Source organism: Colwellia sp. MB3u-45 (genome assembly GCF_014077005.1).
Lineage (GTDB): Bacteria > Pseudomonadota > Gammaproteobacteria > Enterobacterales > Alteromonadaceae > Cognaticolwellia.
Genome location: NZ_JACGVC010000051.1, coordinates 1 through 20,978 on the forward strand (window position 1 = coordinate 1; position 20,978 = coordinate 20,978).

The 20,978-nt window shown below is 39.3% G+C and carries 10 protein-coding genes; 5 read left to right on the forward strand and 5 right to left on the reverse strand.

Going from position 1 to position 20,978, the window contains the following annotated elements:
• Positions 1–1,143 precede the first annotated feature (1,143 nt).
• Together H4J41_RS14535 and nirK are read left to right on the forward strand one after the other, a co-directional pair.
• Positions 1,144–4,092 (forward strand): UvrD-helicase domain-containing protein, encoded by a 2,949-nt coding sequence (locus H4J41_RS14535; protein WP_182135336.1) that lies wholly within the window; start codon positions 1,144–1,146, stop codon positions 4,090–4,092.
• A gap of 620 nt (positions 4,093–4,712) precedes the next feature.
• Entirely contained in the window at positions 4,713–5,834 is a 1,122-nt protein-coding gene (gene nirK / locus H4J41_RS14540) for a copper-containing nitrite reductase (protein ID WP_310649780.1), read from the forward strand.
• Positions 5,835–6,087: 253 nt separating this feature from the next.
• Here nirK and H4J41_RS14545 read toward each other — a convergent pair whose 3' ends face one another.
• A complete protein-coding gene (locus H4J41_RS14545; RefSeq protein ID WP_182135340.1) occupies positions 6,088–7,608 on the reverse strand; it encodes a tryptophan halogenase family protein in 1,521 nt (506 codons plus the stop codon).
• Positions 7,609–7,867: 259 nt separating this feature from the next.
• Positions 7,868–10,672, reverse strand: a complete 2,805-nt coding sequence (locus H4J41_RS14550) for a TonB-dependent receptor (RefSeq protein WP_182135342.1) — start codon at positions 10,670–10,672, stop codon at positions 7,868–7,870.
• A 654-nt stretch (positions 10,673–11,326) separates the two neighbouring features.
• Here H4J41_RS14550 and pulA point away from each other — a divergent pair.
• Positions 11,327–14,185, forward strand: a complete 2,859-nt coding sequence (gene pulA, locus H4J41_RS14555) for a pullulanase-type alpha-1,6-glucosidase (protein WP_182135344.1) — start codon at positions 11,327–11,329, stop codon at positions 14,183–14,185.
• 447 nt (positions 14,186–14,632) lie between these two features.
• Here pulA and H4J41_RS14560 read toward each other — a convergent pair whose 3' ends face one another.
• The 3 genes from H4J41_RS14560 to H4J41_RS14570 form a co-directional block, all read right to left on the reverse strand.
• A complete protein-coding gene (locus tag H4J41_RS14560) occupies positions 14,633–15,472 on the reverse strand; it encodes a protein-disulfide reductase DsbD domain-containing protein (RefSeq protein WP_259364427.1) in 840 nt (279 codons plus the stop codon).
• A 29-nt stretch (positions 15,473–15,501) separates the two neighbouring features.
• Complete coding sequence (locus H4J41_RS14565) at positions 15,502–16,569, reverse strand: thioredoxin family protein (protein WP_182135345.1); 1,068 nt, start codon at positions 16,567–16,569, stop codon at positions 15,502–15,504.
• 106 nt (positions 16,570–16,675) lie between these two features.
• Positions 16,676–17,284 carry an FMN-dependent NADH-azoreductase gene (locus H4J41_RS14570; protein ID WP_182135347.1) on the reverse strand — a complete coding sequence of 203 codons (609 nt, stop codon included), beginning with the start codon at positions 17,282–17,284 and terminating at the stop codon, positions 16,676–16,678.
• Positions 17,285–17,417: 133 nt separating this feature from the next.
• Between H4J41_RS14570 and H4J41_RS14575 the strand changes: the two genes are divergently transcribed.
• Positions 17,418–18,788, forward strand: coding sequence for a PLP-dependent aminotransferase family protein (locus H4J41_RS14575; RefSeq protein WP_182135349.1), 1,371 nt, complete (start codon positions 17,418–17,420; stop codon positions 18,786–18,788).
• 842 nt (positions 18,789–19,630) lie between these two features.
• Complete coding sequence (locus H4J41_RS14580) at positions 19,631–20,971, forward strand: hypothetical protein (protein ID WP_259365565.1); 1,341 nt, start codon at positions 19,631–19,633, stop codon at positions 20,969–20,971.
• Positions 20,972–20,978: the final 7 nt, after the last annotated feature.

Consider the following 20,978-nt stretch of genomic DNA (forward strand, 5'->3'; position numbering starts at 1 on the left):
TGTGCTTTTTGTGCTTTTTGTGCTTTTTGTGCTTTTTGTGTAGGACGGACTTTAGTCTGTCAACTGCTTAGCAGGCAATTAACGTTATGGGTTAACAAATAGCTATCGCGGGTAATATTTTTTTATTGGTATTTGTGCTGTTAACGGTTAAATTTCATTTAACTTGTTGGACTGAAGTCCAACCTACAAAGGGCCTGCGGGTGATAATTTGGCGTTGTGTGCAGGGATTTTTTTGTGTTTTTTGATTTTTGTAGGATGGACTTTAGTCCGTCAACTGCTTAGCGGGAAATTAACGAGGTGGGTTAACCAATAGCTATCGCGGGTATTATTTTTTATTGGTATTTGTGCTGTTAACGGTTAAATTTCATTTAACTTGTTGGACTGAAGTCCAACCTACAAAGTGCCTGCGGGTGATAATTTGGGGCTGGGCTTTTTTTTGTGAATTTTTTTGATTTTTGTAGGATGGACTTTAGTCCGTCAACTGCTTATCGGGCAGTTAATGTGATGGGTTAACAAATAGCTATCGCGGGTAATATTTTTTTATTGGTATTTGTGCTGTTAACGGTTAAATTTCATTTAACTTGTTGGACTGAAGTCCAACCTACAAAGTGCCTACGGGTGGTCATTTGGCGTTGTGTGCAGGGATTTTTTTGTGTTTTTTGATTTTTGTAGGATGGACTTTAGTCCGTCAACTGCTTAGCGGGAAATTAACGAGGTGGGTTAACAAATAGCTATCGCGGGTATTATTTTTTATTGGTACTTATGCTGTTAACGGTTAAATTTCATTTAACTTGTTGGACTAAAGTCCAACCTACAAAGGCGTACGGGTGATAATTTGGGGGTGGGCTTTTTTTTGTGAGTTTTGTATGATTTCTTGTGAATTTCTTTTGATTTTTGTAGGATGGACTTTAGTCTGTCAACTGCTTAGCGGGAAATTAACGAGGTGGGTTAACCAATAGCTATCGCGGGTAATATTTTTTTTTCGGTATTTGTGCTGTTGACGGTTAAATTTCATTTAACTTGATGGACTAAAGTCCAACCTACAAAGTGCCTAGTGCTTTTTATTTCTACCTGTTTACATGACTAATGTTAGAATAAGTTCTTTCCCTGTTTTCTCTCTCCAGTGTTAGGTTTTTGTTGTAAATGAAATATATCCCTTCAAGTGTTTTTGGCCGTTTTATAGGTAAAAACACGACAATTAATATCAATGAAATTGGCTTGTCTTTTGATGTTGAAAACAATTTAATCGAAATTAAATGGCAAGATCTTCTAGCCCCTCCGATGTTTTGTATCAGTTTTTTTGGGCAAATTGTTACCTTAAAAACGGCTAATAAAAGCTATGTTCTTACTATGCTAGCTTATAGTTCAAGGCTTATGCAGCAGGGCCATTGTCAGCAACTTTGGGTCGCGGCTAACATGCAACGGCTTGACACATTATTAAGTGCGATAAAAAAAATCACCCATGAGCAATATCTACGACAATCGAGCATTAAACGCGTTCAATTAACGGTTAATCAAGAGGTTACGCGTTGGTTTCCTTGGGTCAACACCAGTAAAGCAAAAGCAATGGTGACTGAAAAACTGCAATTGCTTAACCATTATCAACATTGGCAAGCGCATGATATAGATGATTGTCGTGAACGCTATATCAAGCGGCAGCTGCAAGTTCATCAACACTTTTTTGATAATGTTGAGTCTAATCCTTTAACACTTCACCAGCGCCGAGCTTGTATTATCGACAATGATAATAATTTGTTGTTAGCGGGCGCTGGCACAGGCAAAACCAGTGTTATGGTCGGGCGGGCCGGGTATTTACTTAATAGCCAACAAGCGCAGCCTAGTGAAATGTTATTACTGGCTTATGGCCGTAAAGCCGCTGACGAAATGGATGAGAGAATAAAAGACAAACTGGCGACTACTGAAATAAGTGCGACAACTTTTCATAGTTTAGGCCTAAATATTATTGCTCAGGTGGAAGGGGTTAAACCTAGCTTGTCGGTATTAGCGACAGATGAAAAAACTAAGGCTAAGTGGATCCAAAGCTGTTTTGAACGCTTAATTGATCAGCATGCTCAGTATCGATATTTACTCATCGAATATTTTACTCAGTATTATTACGCTGAGCGAAATGACTTTGATTTTAATAGCTTAGGTGAGTACTACCAATATTTAACCGACAACGATATTCGGAGTTTAAAAGGCGATAAAGTTAAAAGTTTTGCTGAGCTCACTATTGCCAATTGGTTATTTAATCACGGTATAGAATACCAATATGAGGCTAGCTATGCACACAAGCTAAAAACCATAGCGCGTAAGCAATATCAACCAAACTTTTTTCTGCCTGAATTGAATGTTTATATTGAATATTACGCTATAGATGAGCAAGGCAATACCGCGCCTTTTATTGATAAAAAGGCCTACCATGAGGCGATAACATGGAAGCGCAATACTCATCAGCATTATCAAACCCCTTGTCTTGAATTAAGCTACGCGCAGCATAAACAAGGTCGGTTAATTAGCGCGTTAGCCGCGTTTTTTACTCGCCAAAAAATTGCCGTTGAAGTACTGCCTGATGAAGCGATACTGGAAAGTTTAAAAGAAAGTGGACGAATAACCGTACTCGCTAGCTTGTTTTGTCAGTTAGTTGGGCTTTATAAAGCGGCTGATGTCGACTCAAGCTTAGAGAGCACGTTAGAGCGTAGCTTAAAAGATAATGTTATTGCCCATTCTGCTGATCCACAGCAAACCGCCAAGGCACTGGTGTTACTTAAGCCCATTTTAAGGGCCTATGAGGCCCATTTAACACGCCAAGCAGAAATTGATTTTGAAGATATGATCAATAAAGCGCTAGTTTATGTTCAAACGGGGCAATTTAAATCGCCGTGGCGTTATATTATGGTGGATGAATTTCAAGATATATCAGCACCGCGGGCACGATTAGTGAAAGCATTACGTGATAATAATAAAGCCTGTTCAATTTTTGCCGTTGGTGACGACTGGCAAGCTATTTATCGTTTTAGTGGTGCAGACCTGAGGTTAACCACAGGTTTTGCTGATTTTTTTGGCGCCACCACGCAATCAGTATTAGATAAAACCTTTCGCTTTAATAATAAAATTGGCAAAGTCGCGACCAATTTTATTGGTAAAAATCCAGCACAAATTCATAAAAAAATTAACGCATTTAAACAGGTTCAAGCCCCTGCGGTTTCACTGCTGAAACGTGAGAATGCGGCTTTTAACTCATCAAACAAAAATGTGATTAATGAGCTGGAAAATGGCGCGGTTGATGAGGTTTTAGCCGCTATTTCAGCTAAAGTATCTCAGCCAGTGAGTGTTTACTTACTGGCGCGTTTTTGGTTTCAATTACCCAGTAAAGCAGCGTTAAAGCAATTAAATAATCAATACTCGCTATTAAACATTGAAGCGCAATCTTTTCATGCTTCAAAAGGTAAAGAGGCTGATTATGTGATTATTATCGGACTGAAAAAAGGCGCGCATGGCTTTCCTTCTGAAAAAGCAACGCCGGCACTGCTTGATGCACTGCTCGCTAAAAAAGAAGCTTTTGCTTATGCAGAAGAGCGGCGATTATTTTATGTGGCGCTAACCAGGGCTAAAGACAGAGTTTATATTATTGCCGATATGAGCAATGCTAGTTGCTTTGTTAAAGAGCTTATCGATGAACATAGCCTTGACCTTGAACTGGATGAATTTGGCAGTGCAGTCAGCCAAGCATTTATTGATGAGCTAAACTGTCTGGTTTGTGAAACCGGCAGATTAAAAAAACGCGCCAGTCAGTATGGCGCTTTTTATTCCTGTTCACACTTTCCGCGCTGCGAGCATACAGAACAACCTTGCGCTAACTGTGCAAGCCCCATGAGCCAAAAACGTCATAAAGGCTTTAAAATTTGTTTAAATCCATCATGTCAAAATGTCATACCCACTTGTGAAAAATGTAATGCAGAGATGGTGTTACGTTCCAGTAAAAATGGCGAATTTTGGGGCTGTAGAAACTATAAAGGTAATGATCCTATGAGTTGTAAAAATGGTATTGATGGCTCAAAAATAAACTGGCCTGAAGTAGCAGCTGAATAAAGTTGGCAGCATCTCAATAAATATGGCAACACCCAATAGGCAAAATCAACTAAAGTTGGAAGCTCACTATGCTATGTGTTGAGCGGAAGCTAGTTATCGGTTACCTCTTAGGTCAGCGGACTAAAATTTATCTCAATATATAGTCCGCTTATCCACCATAGTCATTGAGTTACCATGAAATCAAATACCGGTCTGAATTACTGATGCTCGTTTTAAACACTCTATTGCATTAAAAATCTTAATAGAGAATTAATTATCGTAATTTATCCACAACAACCCCCTCTGTTAGCTTTTTTTGGCGACAAGTTGAAGTCAACCTCACTTGTTGGGTGTTTGGTGTGAGGTTAGCTATTTCATTCAGTATGTATTGTTCAGTATGTATTGCCGATTTTCGAGTTAGGTATATTCCCAATATTTCTATGCTTAGTTGCTGTCTATTTTCATTTTTCTGATGGCGACACTACGGCAATGTTGTAAAAAGCATTACCAATGTCGTTTAAATGATTTAGATGTGTTAATGGCTCTTTTGATCTAAATCAATGATATATAAAAGTTTTGAGGTATGGTTACGACTTAGCGTTGGTTATAACGTAATTGATAATAAACCTTGGAGACATAATGTGAATCCTTTTAAAAAATTAGCCCTAAGTATCGCAGTTACTACAACACTGGTAACCTTTTCGGCAGGGTCATATGCTGGTGAGACACTTGATACGGCTAAAGTAGGCCTTGCATCACAGGCGCAAGGACTTGAGCGCGTAACACAAATATTAGTAGCACCACCATTTTTACCTAAGCATGAGCAAGTGGCTAAGGGTGGCCCTAAAATTATTGCCATGACCATGGAAGTGGTTGAAAAAGAGATGGAAATATCACCAGGCGCATTTGTCCAAGCAATGACCTTTGAAGGTTCAAACCCCGGTCCAATGATTGTCGCGCATGTAGGGGATTATGTGGAGCTAACCCTGAAAAATCCTAAAACAAATACACTGCTCCATAACATAGATTTTCATGCGGCAACAGGTGCTTTGGGTGGGGGTGCTTTAACTGATGTATCTCCTGGCGAACAAGTTGTACTTCGTTTTAAAGCCACTAAAGCGGGTGTGTTTGTTTATCATTGTGCACCAGGTGGTGTAATGATTCCATTCCATATTGTTTCAGGTATGAATGGCGCTATTATGATTTTACCTCGTGAAGGTTTAAAAGATGAAAAGGGTCAACCTGTAAGCTATGACAAAGCCTATTATATCGGCGAGCAAGATTGGTATGTGCCTAAAGATGACCATGGTAAATACAAACGTTATAACTCACCGGTAGAAGGCATGGCTGACACTATGGCTGTAATGCGAGGTTTAATTCCGACACATATTACCTTTAATGGCAAAGTGGGTGCTTTAACGGGTGAAAATGCCATGACAGCCAAAGTAGGTGAAACGGTTTTATTCCTACATTCAGAAGCAAATCGTGACACCCGTATCCATTTGATTGGTGGTCACGGCGATCTTGTATGGCCAGGTGGTTCATTTAATGACACACCGATCACTAATCAAGAAACATGGTCAGTACTTGGCGGTTCAGCTGTTGCAGCAATGTATACCTTTAAACAACCTGGTAGTTATGCTTATGTTAACCATAACTTAATTGAAGCCGTTATGTTGGGCGCTTTAGCGCATGTATCGGTAGAAGGAAAATGGAATAATGATTTAATGGAACAGGTTTCTAAACCTAGTCCTATTAAATAAAACCTAGTAGTGAAACTGAATAATAAGCTTTAAAAAAATTCATGATGAAACCTATTTTAGTCATGATGCTATTTTTGTAGGTGCTGCAAGTGCCACGTCCACAGAAGTAGAACAACGGATTGCATACACCTCATGAAGATATGTTTAAGCGGTAAATTTGTTAATTCACCGCTTTTATAAACGATAGCTTTGTTAGACTAATATTTTTAAGTTACTGGTTTTTAAGTTATAGGTTTGTTGTTACCAAACACGCTTATAGTGAACGTAAAAAATCATCATGGCTTGGCATTTTATCTACCGTGCGATTGATTAATATTTTTAAGTTTTTCATTAAATCGTCTACCTGTTCCTCTGATAAGGTATCCACTAATGGGTGATGATCTTCGGGTATATTACCTTGACCTATCATGACTTGTTGCCATGCTGTTTCAGTAAATAAATCGTCAGGCTGACAAAATACTTTCCCTGTTTTTTTGAATAACTGAATTTTATTCATTAATGACTCAGGTACATCCATGCGCTGACAAGCCCGCCAAAATTCACTATCGCCGCGGTTATTGAGTTTGTAATGTAAAATAATGAAATCGCGAATACCTTCAGACTCCACCTTTGATTGACGATTGAATTCGTTAACTTCTTCAAGGTTAATACCTTGGTGAGGAAAAAATTTAACTAAGCGCGTAGCAGCCGTTTGAATTAAGTGAATATTAGTGGCTTCTAAGGGTTCAAAAAAGCCACTAGATAAACCAATGGCAATAACATTTTTATTCCATTGCTTACGGCGGCGACCGGTTTTAAATGAAATGATTTTTGGCTCAGCTAGCGGTTTACCGTCAATATTTTTTAGTAATAACGCTTTAGCCTCTTCATCACTCATGTGTTTACTGGCATAAACTAAGCCATTCCCTGTTCTATGTTGCAGTGGAATACGCCATTGCCAGCCAACTTTATGGGCAGTTGAGCGGGTGTAAGGTTCAATATTTTCGGTTTTTTCACAAGCCACGGCGATGGCACGATCACAGGGCAACCAGTGAGAATAGTCGTCATAACCGGTACTGAGTGTTTTTTCTATTAAAATAGCCGCTAGGCCCGTACAGTCAATAAATAAATCACCGCTAATACTGGTGCCATCTTCAAGTGTTACGCTGTTGATATCGCCTGATTTATCATCTTGTGCTATGTCGGTAATCGTTCCTTCAATGCGCTTTACCCCTAAGCCCTCTGCGTGTTTACGTAAAAATTTAGCGTATAAACCGGCATCAAAGTGATAAGCGTAGGCTAACCCAGGTAAATTGGTATTGAGAATTTTTTTAATTGGCGCGAACTTACCTTGCTTAGCGGCTTGGTAGTTTAAGGAATAATCCCAGAAACTGTTACCGTCAATATTGTCGCTGCCATTTTGTAATTGTTGATGTTTTTGCCAGAAATGATGAAAATCACAGAAAGGGAATTTTTTACCTATGCTGCCAAAAGCATGCATATAGTGCTCACCGTCTTGATGCCAGTGATTAAATTCTATCCCCAGTTTCATTGTGCCTTTAGTGGCTTTAATAAACGCTTTTTCATCAATGCCAATAGCGCTGTTAAAGTTAACGATAGGAGGTATGGTGGCTTCACCAACACCCACAATGCCAATGTTATCTGATTCAACTAAAGTAATATCAAGGGTTTTACCTAGTACTTTGGCGAGTAGTGAAGCTGTCATCCATCCAGCGGTACCACCACCGACAATAACGATATTTTTTATCTGACCTTGAGTGTTATTTTTATGCATAATATTTCTCGAACCTGATAGCAGTGTAGGTTAATTAATACTAATCTCACTCATTATCTGATCATTTTTACTGGTTAAAATAACCCACTACTGCGTTATTTATTTAATAATTAGAACAACTAGTTATTAAAATAAATGCCTTGTATTTGGCCATTTTTCCTGCGTATAAAGTAGACCACCTAATTAATGAAATTGGTATAAAAAAGCCCTTGCAAGAGATTATCACAAGGGCTTTACTTTATCGCACTAGACTAAAAAATTACATTTTGTAGCTAAAGCCTAATAAATAAGAGCTACCGTAGTCTTGGTAATCACGGACTTGTAGTGCATTTTCACCTTGTAATGAGGTGAATGGCTCTTCAGTTAAGTTATAACCTTGTAAGAAGATAGATAAACCTTCTAAGCTTTCAAAACCACCTTCAGCGAAGTCATAACCAATTTGTGCATCAAAAATAGTTTCACCGACAATATCAACTTGTACTGTATTGAAACCTAGGCCGTAAACATCACCTTTAAAGGCATCACGTTTACGCATACTGGCACGAGCAGAGAAACCATTTTTGTCGTAATAAAAGGTCGCACTGGTAATACTTTTAGATAAACCAGGTAACTCGTAGTCATTATCATTTTGATCTTTCATATCAGATTCAATGCCAGTATAACTCGCAATAAGTCCGAAACCATCAAGATGCTCTGTTAGCATGTTAAGAGGTAAAGTGGCCGATAATTCATAACCCCAAAGTGTGCCTTCGCCACCATTGACTTTACCATTACCCGTACCTGATGTTGTTGCGGGTATTTCACCTGTAGCTGGGTTTGCTACGCCAGTCATATCCACGGCGTAACTACCATCAAAGATCCAGTTTTGTAAATCTTTGTGGAAAAGAGCTACGGAAAAGTAACCTTCAGCACTGAAGTAATTTTCATAAGATAAATCAAGTCCAATGGCTTCTTTTGGCTCAAGTGAAGGGTTACCACCTGAGACACTCCAGTAGTTACCTTCGGTATCGGGTTGTTGATTATATGATGCGTTAAATGACGCATTCATTTCATCTAAACGTGCACGAGAAATAGTTTTTGCAGCACCAAAGCGTAATGTTTGAGTATCGTCAATTTGCATTGACAAGTTTACACTCGGTAAAAAGTGACTATAGTCATGGCTCACGTCAGTCGGTTGAGTAACCACTAAACCATCAACGGTGTTAAAAGCATTACCTTGTGACGATTGGTCGGTATAAACATAACGTACACCCACATTACCGGTTAATGGCATACCCGCAATTTCAGAAGATATTTCAGCTTGTACAAAAGCAGACATTACTTTTTCATTGACCATCCAAGACTTGGTGGCATGGGTTGGATTAGTTAAGCTTTCTTGCATTAGGTTATAATAACCATCTTTGATTAAGCCCATAGTGTCATAAGCGATCATATCGCCCATACCAATAAAGTCTAAGTTAGCAGTGCCTTCACGGTATTCTTCTGGTACAACTTTCATGCCTGGATTATCAAGAGAAAAATCACTTAAGGTCATGAAATAACCTTCAGACTGCTTGGTTTTTTCACGTTCGCGATAAGCAACGCCGTAAGTAATTTCAGTGATGAAGTTTGAATCAAGCTCTTGGCTAGCGGCAAACTTTAATGACATTAGCTCATCATCAATGCTTGGGGTATTGATAAAGCCATCTTGTAATTGGTTTTCGTACTCAGTACCGGTAACGCCATACTGGTCATTTAATGCGCCACTCCAACCCCAACTTAATGGACCGCCTAGTTGCATTAGGTTGTAATCGCTATAATCTAAGCCGTGAGAGAAAGTAGCACCGGTATTGCCTGAGTTAAAAGTGTAACCTAAGTCATCACCAGCACCTCGACTATCACCACGACCCGTACCAGCATAACTTTCAACACTGTACACATCACGTTCAACTTTTGAATAAGCTACATCAAAATCTAATGTCCAACCATCCGTTACGGCCCAGTTAGTATTAAAACCCAATGACATTAATTGTGCTTCACGTTCTTCATAGTCATTACGTACTACAACGCGTTGATCTTGTGTGATTGCACTGGTAACAAAGCCTGTTGCCGCGTCAATTACCGCGGTATCAGCCGAAATAGAACCTTGACCCCATGCGAAAGGTATTTCAATACCACGTAAAATTTTGGTATCTAAAAAGTCGACATAAAGTGCATCAAAGGTCATTTTTATGTCATCGGTTGGCGTAGCTTCAATCACTAACATAGCTGAGTCACGCTCTAAGTTAGATGAGCGAACGAATGGCTTAGCACCACCTAAGATAGAACCTTTTGAGCCATCTTCATATTCAAATTCAGGATAACCCCATGCATTCCAACGCTTTTCTTGGTTAGGCGAGGCCATGGTGGTGTAGGCAAAAGCTACACCTAAGGTATCATCAGCAAATTGATCCATATAGAAGAAGGTGCCTTTTAAACCATCATTATCACCATCAGGGTTTAACTTATCAAAACTGGTTTTTTCATAGGTACCATTAAATTGAATAACACGACCGTCTTGGTCTAACGGTTTAATGGTTTGTAAATCGATTACACCGGCGATACCTTCACCTTCAAGGCTAGCATTGGGTGTTTTATAAACGGTAACGCCGCTCATAATTTCAGAGGGGTACAGGTCAAATTCAACGCCGCGGTTATCACCAATCGACACTTGCTCACGACCATTTAAGGTGGTGCCACTTTCATTTTCGCCAAAACCACGAATACTGACTTTGCTCGCACGGCCATCAATACGCTGCGCTGCTAGGCCCGGTAAACGAGCAATGGATTCAGCAATTGAAGAATCTGGCAATTTACCTATATCTTCTGCTGAAATAGCCTCAACTACGTTTGATGAATAACGCTTAAGGTTGATAGATTCGACAATACTTTTACGAAAGCCACTCACTTGAATGACTTCAATTTCTTTTTCGTCATTCTTTTTCGCTGCGGCGACTTCTTCAGCAGCAAACGTTGGTGTGCTTAAGGCGATAAGGCCACTTGAAATTAACGCTAACGTCATTTTACTTGGTTTAAAATTTAACATTGAAAGGTTCCCCTGGCTGATTCTTAATTAATTTTTATAAGCCATTTTCCCATGAGCTTAATTAATTTTTATAAGCTATTTTCCCATTAGCTTAATAATTATATTTTTTATTAGTCTTGTCATGTCATCTGGTTAAATAAAGCTAAACAGACGGCCATTTCTGAACAACTTTAATATAAAGCGCTGACTGGCAGATGAATAGCGTATGCATACGTATTCACTCGGTGTATTTATCCAAAAAATCGATTGAATACGTATGCAACGACAGTTATTAAAATAAGTAAGTCACTCTGTTGATGAGGGTGTTGATGAGAATGCTGATGAGAAACTAAATAACGCGGTAAAAGTTGTTTTAGTCCGATCAGATACTTGCTTAAGCTAGGCCATTTTATGGTTGCGTCAACGCCATAGCAATAAGCTGATTTAATTGATACAGCCCAAACTATAATGCTCAAATTAACCTGACTGATTGAAGTTGCATCGAGCAGCTTCAATGATACTCAGTAGCCATACAGTAGTCATATAGTAGCCATACAGTCGCCATACTAGCGGGTAATATTAAACTGAATACGTATGCAAAATAGCAAAATGGGTTTTTTTATATGCCCTTAACAAGTAAGTTAAGGGCAAGGAAAACTTACTTGATTGGTTACAATGAAAAAGAACTATAGATCACTTTTTATTTATGCATCATGTTTTGCGGCGCTACTGTTAACGGCTTGCAGTGAACAGTCGAAAAAGAGCAATTCGCTTGCAGCGGTAGCTGAAGCAAACTCACTTGTACCTGCTGAGCTAGTTGCCCAAGCGAGTGATAGTTCAGTTCACTGGCTAACGCCAAATTTATTGGTTATGCCTAAAGCTAACCAACAGGTACTTTACCAGTTACTCAATTTAGCAAAAGCAGATATTGCGGCCCTTGATTTATTAGCGGTTAATTTACCTGATTATTTAATGAAAAAATTTCCACATCTTGCTGATTTTCAAGCCTATAAAGTTGAGTTATTACCTTCGCAAGCTAAAACATGGTTAAAGCAGCCATTAGTGGTTGTTGGGCTGGCGCAAAATAAGCAAATACAAGATGTGCATTTCGTACAAACGGGCGCGGTGTTAGACGCCCTTTATACGCAAGGTGAAAATGATGCCAATGAAGAAACAAACTTAGGCACCAAGATCACTGAAAATGACGTGAGCTTTAAGTTATGGGCTCCAACAGCGCAAAAGGTCAAATTATTACTTTTTAATGACGATTTATCTCCCTCATCAACCGCTAGCCTAACAATGCTTGAAGATACCAAGTCTGGTATTTGGTCTGTTGTGGGTGATAGCTCACTCGATGGCGCTTACTATCAATACCAAGTCACTGTTTATCATCCTCAATCAAAGCAAATAGAAACACTGATCACCACAGACCCCTATTCACTTAGCTTGTCTGTTAATAGTCAATATTCACAGGTAGTTGATTTAAATGATGCTAGTACGCAACCGCTTAACTGGCAAAACCAGACTGTGCCTAAGGTTGAAAACATTGAAGATAATATATTTTATGAAACGCACATTAGAGACTTTAGTTCTGATGATAATGCGCTGTCGAATAATAAATTTCGAGGAAAATACAAAGCGTTTAGCGAGCAAAATTCCAGTGGCATAAGCCATTTAAAGGCACTTAAAAAAGCGGGCTTAAACAATATTCATTTACTGCCCACTTACGATTTAGCCTCTATTAATGAAGACGACAGTCAGTCGGTGGATATCAATGATACTGTTGCTCAAGTAAAGGTAAAAGTATGTGATATTGCGCCAACTAGCCATATTTGTAGCACTGATTTTTCTTATTTAAATGATTTCAGTGAAGAACAAAGCTTGAAATCACTACTCGCTAGTTTTGATGCTAGCAGTGCTCAAGCGCAAAAAATGGTGAGTGAACTGCGTCAATTTGATAATTTTAACTGGGGTTATGACCCTTTTCATTACACGGTACCCGAGGGGAGTTATGCACTCAATCCAAAAGGTAAAAGCCGTTTAGTTGAGTTTCGTGAAATGGTGCAAAGTATTCACCGCCTAGGTTTTCGCGTCATTATGGATGTTGTTTATAATCATACTTATCAATTTGGTTTAAAAGAAAAGTCGGTGCTTGATAAAATTGTGCCCCATTATTATCACCGGCTTAATATCATCACCGGTGAAGTCGAACAGTCAACCTGTTACACCTGTGGCAATACCGCGACCGAGCGAGTAATGATGGCAAAGTTAATGTCAGATTCGTTGGTGACTTGGGCGCGTGATTATAAAATAGATGGCTTTCGTTTTGATTTGATGGGCCATCAAACCAAAAGTGCCATGCTGGCAGCGCGAGAAGCGGTGCGAGCAGTAGATGCGGATACTTATTTTTATGGCGAAGGTTGGAACTTTGGTGAAGTTGCGAACAACACTCGTTTTGTTCAAGCCAGTCAACTAGAGCTAGGCGGCAGTGAAATAGGTACTTATAGCGACAGATTACGTGATGCCGTGCGTGGCGGTGGTAATAATACGCGTGATTCACAAGGGCTAGGTAATGGTTTACTGATGCAGCCAAACGAGCGTCAAACACAAAGTATTTCATCACAAAAAAATAATGTGCAAGCATACCATCTTCGCATGGATCAGCTACGCATTGGTTTAACGGGGAATTTATCAAACTTTCCGCTTTATCTTATTGAGGGTAAAGCGATACTAGGCAAAGATATTCCTTATGGCGATCAGCCAACAGGCTACGCCTTAGACCCTGCGGATACTATTAATTATGTTTCAAAGCATGATAATCAAACGCTGTGGGATAACAGCCAGTATCGTTTGGCTTTTGATGTTTCAACCGCTGATCGCGTTAGAATGCATTTACAAAGCTTGTCGTTTGTTCTCTATGCTCAAGGTATTCCCTTTTTGCATATGGGCAGTGAATTTATGCGCTCAAAATCTTTTCTTAGAGACAGTTATGACTATGGCGATTGGTTTAATCGTGTTGATTTTACTCAGCATAAAAATTACTACCATGTTGGTTTGCCGCCCAGTGATAAAGACCAAGATAACTGGCCGTTAATTAACCAAGTACGTAAAGGTCATCAAGGGCGAGATCATGTTAGCGCTCAAGACATTAGCTTTAGCGCTAAGATATTTGAAGAGATGATAGCTCTACGTATGAGCTCGCCATTATTTAGATTAACAACCGCTGAGGATATTATCGCCAAGGTGAGTTTTCTTAACCTAAGTCAGCCTTCAGTGGCTAATCAAGCTTTAGGTTTGTTGGTAATGAAAATAGATGACGCACTTGGCCAACGCGTTGATGAAAATGTGGAAAGTTTACTGGTGATTTTTAATACCAGCACTAAAGCACAAACATTTGCTTACCCTCAAGCTAACGATTATCAACTACATCCCATCCAACAAAATAGCGTGGATGCCGTGCTAAAGCAGAGTAGGGTAGATGAAAAAGGTTTTACTGTGCCGGCGTTATCAAGTGTGGTGTTTGTTAAATACTAACGGCTGGCCTTAGCAGGAAGCTGGGAAGCCAGCTTGTTGCTCAAGTGGGGGGCATTTTTTATCTTGAAGATCGAAGCCCGAAGTTAAGGTGGCGATCTCAAACAAGCCGGCTAGATTAAAGCCAATAGCATTCATCAATAATATTAAAGTCGCCATAACCCTAGGGCTTTGTAACTGAAAGCCCTAACTAATTTGATGCCCCAACACTCGTAATCCTAAGATCACTCACCTAATAAAACACAGACAAAAACCGCACTAAGGGCATAAGCTATCGCTCCTCTTTTGGCCTTTTTTTCAGAAATCTGACGTGAAAGGCTTAATGTTTTTAAACTTAAAATGGTGAACACACAGGGCATCACATTTAATAATAAACCAGCTAACATAGCCCCAAGCAAAGCGGTTATGCCAAGTAACCATGTATTTTGGCTTGGGCTTTGGCAATGGTTATTACTGTTTACTGTTTACTGGGAACGAGACATGCTCAGTTTTATCTGCTTTAAAACTTAAGGCAATGCCATTATCTAGCACTAATACGCCCTGAAATAACGAGCCAAATTCATCGCCAACTTGAGTTTGCATCGTCAGCAAACCATCATGATGAATAAAGGCTTGCGGAGCATTATTTATTATCATGTTATTGATAACAGGATAAATATGCGCGTTGCTACTTGCTATTGAACTAGGTAAAGGCAAAGAAAGTGTAAAGCGCTTTTCATCTGAGGAAAACTGTCCTTTTGAGTCTAATGGCTTGGGTAATTTGTTGCGCCATTGATTGAATTTAGCCTGATTATTATCACTAGTGCCATTACCCACAACGAATGTGGTTGCAACTTTTTGCTGCTCAGGCATACAGCTTGTTGGGCTACAGGCTAAGTAACTGATATCAAGTTTTACGGTGATTTTTGTACCCATAGCAATACTTTTATCAATCGTTAGCGGTGCAAGCAGAACGAATTCATCGTGATAAATATAATTCATAAAATTTCTGGTCATAAGCTGACTTGGCGCAGGATATTGAACCTCTGCTATGCTAACCCCTTTGGGTAACTGCCAATCATAACTCGCAGGAAATCCTGCATCACCAGGGTTACGCCAGTAACCATGCCATCCTTTACGTGGTTTCATGATTAACGCTAACGTTTGTGCCTGCTCTGGGGCAGGTTTATCTGATGCCACAAGCATAGAAATAGCAATGAGCTTCTGTCTTTCACTGGCTTGTGTGTTCATGACGTTTGATGAGCAGATCAAGATGATAAACCATGCGATGACTTGAATAATATGTTTCATACTGTCCTTATATTGCTAAATTACTGGGTTTACTTAAGTTTTGAAATAGTGTGTAAAGCCGCGGCAAAATCATCATCTTGAATGGAAGACTTTAGACTTATTTTTCCGTTAGCATCTATCAGGATAATAGTAGGAAGCTGGTTGACATCAAACTGAGTAAACAAGTCACCTGTTTTGTCAAATACAATCGGCAAGGTTGTTTTATAACTCTTTCGGTAATCCTGCAAATCGGCAACAGATGACCATAAGTTAGTTGAAATGTTTATCCACTGAATATTCGATTTTTTTGATTTACTCTCTAAGAGTTCACGAACCTGTTTACAGGCTTTAGAGGTTTTAGGCTCTGTTTCTTCTAAATACCATTCACACCAAGGGCCAAAGAAGACTAAGCCCACTTTTTTACTCTTAGGTCTATTAAAGAGTATATCGATAAGTACATCATCAATGGAAGATAAGGAAAGGTTTGCTACCGTATCACCCTGTTTATAACCCGAGTCGTTAGCGATAAAAGTAGGATTACTTACTGGCTGATTATTGACTTTTTCGGCTACTAGCTTGTTCAATGCATGATGAAATTTTTCATCATCTTTGTGTCCAAAATAAGCAAATTTGCCACGTTTATCGATTAATAAATGCTGGGGAGTTACACGTAAATTAAATGCACGGGCTAGCTTGCCATCATCAATCGTTATTGGCATCGTCAATTGCATTTTTTCTCGAAAGGCATTGACTGATTTTAGATTGTCACTGATGCCAGTATTCACGGCAATGACCTGAACTTTTTCACCATACTTTGTATAAATGGCTTCAAAGCCTGGCATTTGTTGACGACAAGGCACACACCAAGTTGCCCAAAATTTAATATAAACTGGTTTTTTACCATAAACGTTGGCTAAATCTATCGTCTGGCCGTCAATGGTGACAATCGTCATTTGAGGGGCTAAAGTGCCGACTAAAGACTGGCCTGCGGATTTGGCTCTTCGTTCTCCATCAGCTGAATAATCTTCAGCTTCTGCCTGTACAAAGTGCGTGCTTGATATTAGGCATAATAATGCCAGTAATGTTGCTTTGATCGATAAATAAATACGGGTATTCATATAAACTTCCTAGCTTAGTAATATTTAGTAATGTTCAGTAATTAAAATTTAAGTGATTTTGACAAAATAGGTACGGGCCTTGCTCAAATAATATTTGCATCAAGGCTTAAGAAAAGTGAGTAACTAAATGCTCACAAATTTCTCGCTTTAATTTATCTATCTGCGGTTGTACTAAGTTGTGACTTAACGCAGTACCTTCGAGGGCAAAAAAATGCATATTTTTAAGGCCAATTGTCCCTAATACTTCCTTCATATAAGGTGTAAAAAAGTCGGGTTGAGTAGCGTTTGCATTTAAAAAAAAGCCGCCTGATGAAATCAGAATATACACCGGTTTATCGTTTAATAGCGCTTGTTTGCCAGTTGCAGTAATCTCAAAGGTTTTTCCTGCTCTAACAACATGGTCTATCCAGCTTTTTAAGCTTGAAGGTAAAAAGTAGTTATGCATCGGAGAGGCGATAATCACAACATCAGCAAACTCAAGAGATGCAATCAATCGATCTGAAAGGGCTAAGCTTCCTTGATTTGTGTCGTGTGGCTGTTGACCAGTACATACTGCATCGGCGTAAAGGCTATCTATATGTGGAAGCCTAGTTGCATCAAAATACTCTACTTCAATAGTGTTAATACTGGCTAACTGTTTGAGCATGGTTTGCGCTAAATTATAGCTGGAAGACTTTTGTTGCTGCGCACTACAAGTGATCACTAATACGTTCATATTTCTCTCTAAAATTAGGTATCTTCATCTATTGGTTTCACCCATGAAGGCTTGTATGATACTAGTAAATATGGCTCTAAAAAAGAGCCATGAATTTACTTTTTTTATAGACCATATTAAAGATGAGAAATTAATGGCTAAAATCCTGGCTTATCAAAAAGTGTATCAACGAATTCATGCTGCTATTTTGCAAGGTATATTAAAGCCGGGTGAGCGGATCCCAGCCGCTCGAGTGCTCTCAAAAGAAATGGGTGTTGCGCGCGGTACCGTAGAAGAAGGTTATGCGATATTAAAAGCCGAGGGCTATATTGAGTCTAGTGGTCAAGCTGGAACACGGGTCAGTGAAAAGTTACTTACGCCATCCAAAATTGAAAAACCTAAGGTTAATACCCGCCAGCCAGGGTTTACGGGTGAAATTCAAACAGCTCAGCTTTTACCTTTTCAACTCGGTATTCCTGCCTTAGACGCTTTTCCCAGAAAAGCCTGGTCAAGAATGGCCGCCCGATGTGCGCGAAATATTAATAAGGACGATCTAGCATATCCTTGTGCTTACGGGTTGGCGCCACTAAGAACCTCAATAGCACAATATTTACAGCTTTCTCGAGGAGTACAATGTGATCCAACGCAGGTATTTATCACCTCTGGCTATGTCAATTCAATCAACTGGATCACCCAAGTGCTTTTAAATACTCAGTCTACCATTGCCATAGAAGATCCGGGTTATCCACTCACGGCAAAGATATTAAAGGCTAAGTTCTCACATATTGTCTCAGTACCAGTTGATGAAGAGGGTATTAATCTTCCATCAAACATTGCAGCCGATGTGGTTATAGTTACACCCACTCATCAAAGTCCAACCTGTGTTTCGTTATCTTTGCGGCGCAGACAAGCATTATTAGATTGGGCAAACAGACATCAAAGCTGGATTATTGAAGATGACTATGACGGTGAATATCGCCATACCGGACTGCCATTACCGGCATTAAAAAGTTTAGATAGCCAAGACAGAGTGGTTTATTCAGGCACCTTTAGTAAGGTGCTTGTCCCAAGTTTGCGCATAGCCTACATTGTGGTGCCTAAAACTAAGGTCCAAGCTTTTGAGCAATGTGCTGAACTTTATGCTGGCAATGTTGCTGCGCTCACTCAAGCTTGTGTATTAGCTTTTATCGAGGAAGGGCAGCTGTCACGACATATTCAACGGATGAGAAAATTATATCGAGAACGCCGAGAGTTAACTGCCAGAGTATTTAAGCAAATTTTGGGTGATAAAATTTCGATAGAAAATCAACCTGGAGGCATGCACATGATAGTAAAACTTAACAATCCAGATATAAATGATGTTGAGCTATCAAACAAAATGATGGCTGCGGGTTTATTTGCTCAGGGGTTATCACAATGGTCATCAAGACCTATGCATCCAAGTCTCATTCTAAGTTTTACCAACATCTGTACAGAAGAAGAGTGTAAAAAACTGGTATATAAAATAAAAGCAATTGGCATTTAAACCGAAAAGGCTACTTTTATTTTTGATAGGTAAGCTAACAATTTATTTATTCAACTCATGTTTTAAGCCTGGTTGATTGCAATACTGCCACCTTTTAGTATCAGCCTTTTCACTTCAAAGTGATAATTTCAAAGAGTAACTTCAAAGAATAAAACGCAAAAATTTAACCCCGTGTTATGACATTTCATGCTGCCTTTAAAGGTTGAATACGGTAGCTTTTTTCATTTTAAGCTATTTTGGCAGATATTTTAATCATCAGGGCTTTCTCTAATCCTAGCTTAATCTGTGCTTAATTTTTAGCCTAATGCGTAGGAGGTTTTTTTATACCCAAACGCAGCTAAACAAAACTAAAAAATCTCATCAGTATGCCTGTTGTAAATAGAATGTTGCCCTATTCAATGGCGCTAATCTTAGTTTTAAAATGTCATTTTTACTTCATTCTCACTTCATTTGAACCTTATTTAAACCATATTATAACCACTTTTTATGCATGTTCTAATGCGAAAAGCACCGAGAAGCAAACATAAAATCGAAATATCCTATCTCTAATTTAGCTTTTTCATAAACTATATATGAAAATAATTAATTGAATTTAATGACTAATATTTATTTTATTAAAAAGCATGGGTCTTTTATGAACAAACAGGTTGACTATATAAATTTTGAGTGGGATTATGTTCAGCGCCTGAACATTTATACGAAAGATGGCTTTTGTAAGTTGACGGGTTCAAATGTAAATAAATTAATAAGTTTACAAATAACACATAAAATATACAGGGTTCACTATGTTAAAAAACATACAAACAACACTAACTTTGTTAGCAGCTAAAAGGGGAATGAATATGTCCAACTTAACAATCCGCAAAACTCATAAATTTGGTTTACTCGCAGCAGCGGTTATGGCCGCATCAGCACCGACGTACGTACAATCTGCCGAATTTCTTGACGGCCTTGCAGAAGTTAACTTCCTCGCCTTGCAAAACTACCAAGCCATTCAAGCGAAAGAGGGCGCATTTCGTCCAGTAGACGAAGAGCAGTCTTCAGGCTTTGGTCGTATCAGAGTTAATTTACAATTTAAATTTCACATCAACGAGTATATCGTCGCTGATGTCGACATCGCAGAAGAGCCAAACGATTTTGGTAATAACGGCGACCGAGATTTCGCTTTTCACCAAGATTTCGCCGGGATTGAATTTGAACTACTGGGCCTTTCTGGCGCCGCGCGCGATAACGCTGACTTAACACTTCGCTTAGGTAACATAGGCGCATCACCTTTCCAATTTAAAGGTTTTCAAGATGGCGCTGACAACCAAGGCAATGCCCTTATTGGTAACGGTATTACAGACTATGCAACCGCAGAAAATGGGATGCAATTAAGCTACAGCGAGACACGCGATAGCGGTATGATCCGCGGCTATAATGTTGCCGGTCATGTCACTACATCAAGTTTTGGTGAAGCCTTCCAAGAAGATCGGGGCTTTAACTTTCGACTACAAGGAACACTTGAATTTGCTGGCGGGTTTAAAGCGGGTTTAAATTATTTCCAAGCCAACCAAGGCGACCAACTACGCTTTGAAAATGGTGTAGCCAGTCTTGCTGGTGTTACCACCACTAACTATCGCTTTGGTGATGGTGAAAACTACAACTTTTCTGCATCAGGCTCGAGCGAGCGTGATACCCATGTTGGCGCTATGCCAGGGGTTGAACAGTCAATTATTCAGTTAAACCTAGCGTATCAACCTACACCAGAAACTAGCCTAATTTTCATGTTAGGTAAGTCGACTGATGATTACACTTTCGCCGATGCTGCCGGTAACGCCGTAGCAGGCATTACTTACTTTGGTGTTGACGGTATTGCCGATGCTAATGGTACAACTTTCGACTCAAATAGTGTCATTAAAGGCGACTCTTCTGTTGAGTACTACACCTTTGAAGCACAGCACTACATAATACCGAACAAATTCTATCTAGCAGCGCGTTATTCAGAAGCGGAAAACACTTCAGATTTAATCGCACAAACTGACAACACGGTCGAGCGTATTCAAGTTGCCGCAGGTTACTGGTTTAATGACAAAACATTGTTGAAGTTTGAATATGTTGATCAAGAAGAAGGCGCTAATTCAGGTGGCCAAATCGGTACAGGCTTTGACGGCTTCACCTCAGAGATTTCGGTTAAGTTTTAAAAAATTA

Excerpts from the sequence above, each read along its gene's own strand:
- H4J41_RS14560 (WP_259364427.1), bottom strand. The coding sequence starts at position 15,472 with ATGAAACATATTATTCAAGTCATCGCATGGTTTATCATCTTGATCTGC.
- H4J41_RS14545 (WP_182135340.1), bottom strand. The coding sequence starts at position 7,608 with ATGCATAAAAATAACACTCAAGGTCAGATAAAAAATATCGTTATTGTC.
- H4J41_RS14580 (WP_259365565.1), top strand. The coding sequence starts at position 19,631 with ATGTCCAACTTAACAATCCGCAAAACTCATAAATTTGGTTTACTCGCA.
- H4J41_RS14535 (WP_182135336.1), top strand. The coding sequence starts at position 1,144 with ATGAAATATATCCCTTCAAGTGTTTTTGGCCGTTTTATAGGTAAAAAC.
- pulA (WP_182135344.1), top strand. The coding sequence starts at position 11,327 with ATGAAAAAGAACTATAGATCACTTTTTATTTATGCATCATGTTTTGCG.
- H4J41_RS14565 (WP_182135345.1), bottom strand. The coding sequence starts at position 16,569 with ATGAATACCCGTATTTATTTATCGATCAAAGCAACATTACTGGCATTA.
- H4J41_RS14550 (WP_182135342.1), bottom strand. The coding sequence starts at position 10,672 with ATGTTAAATTTTAAACCAAGTAAAATGACGTTAGCGTTAATTTCAAGT.
- H4J41_RS14570 (WP_182135347.1), bottom strand. The coding sequence starts at position 17,284 with ATGAACGTATTAGTGATCACTTGTAGTGCGCAGCAACAAAAGTCTTCC.
- H4J41_RS14575 (WP_182135349.1), top strand. The coding sequence starts at position 17,418 with ATGGCTAAAATCCTGGCTTATCAAAAAGTGTATCAACGAATTCATGCT.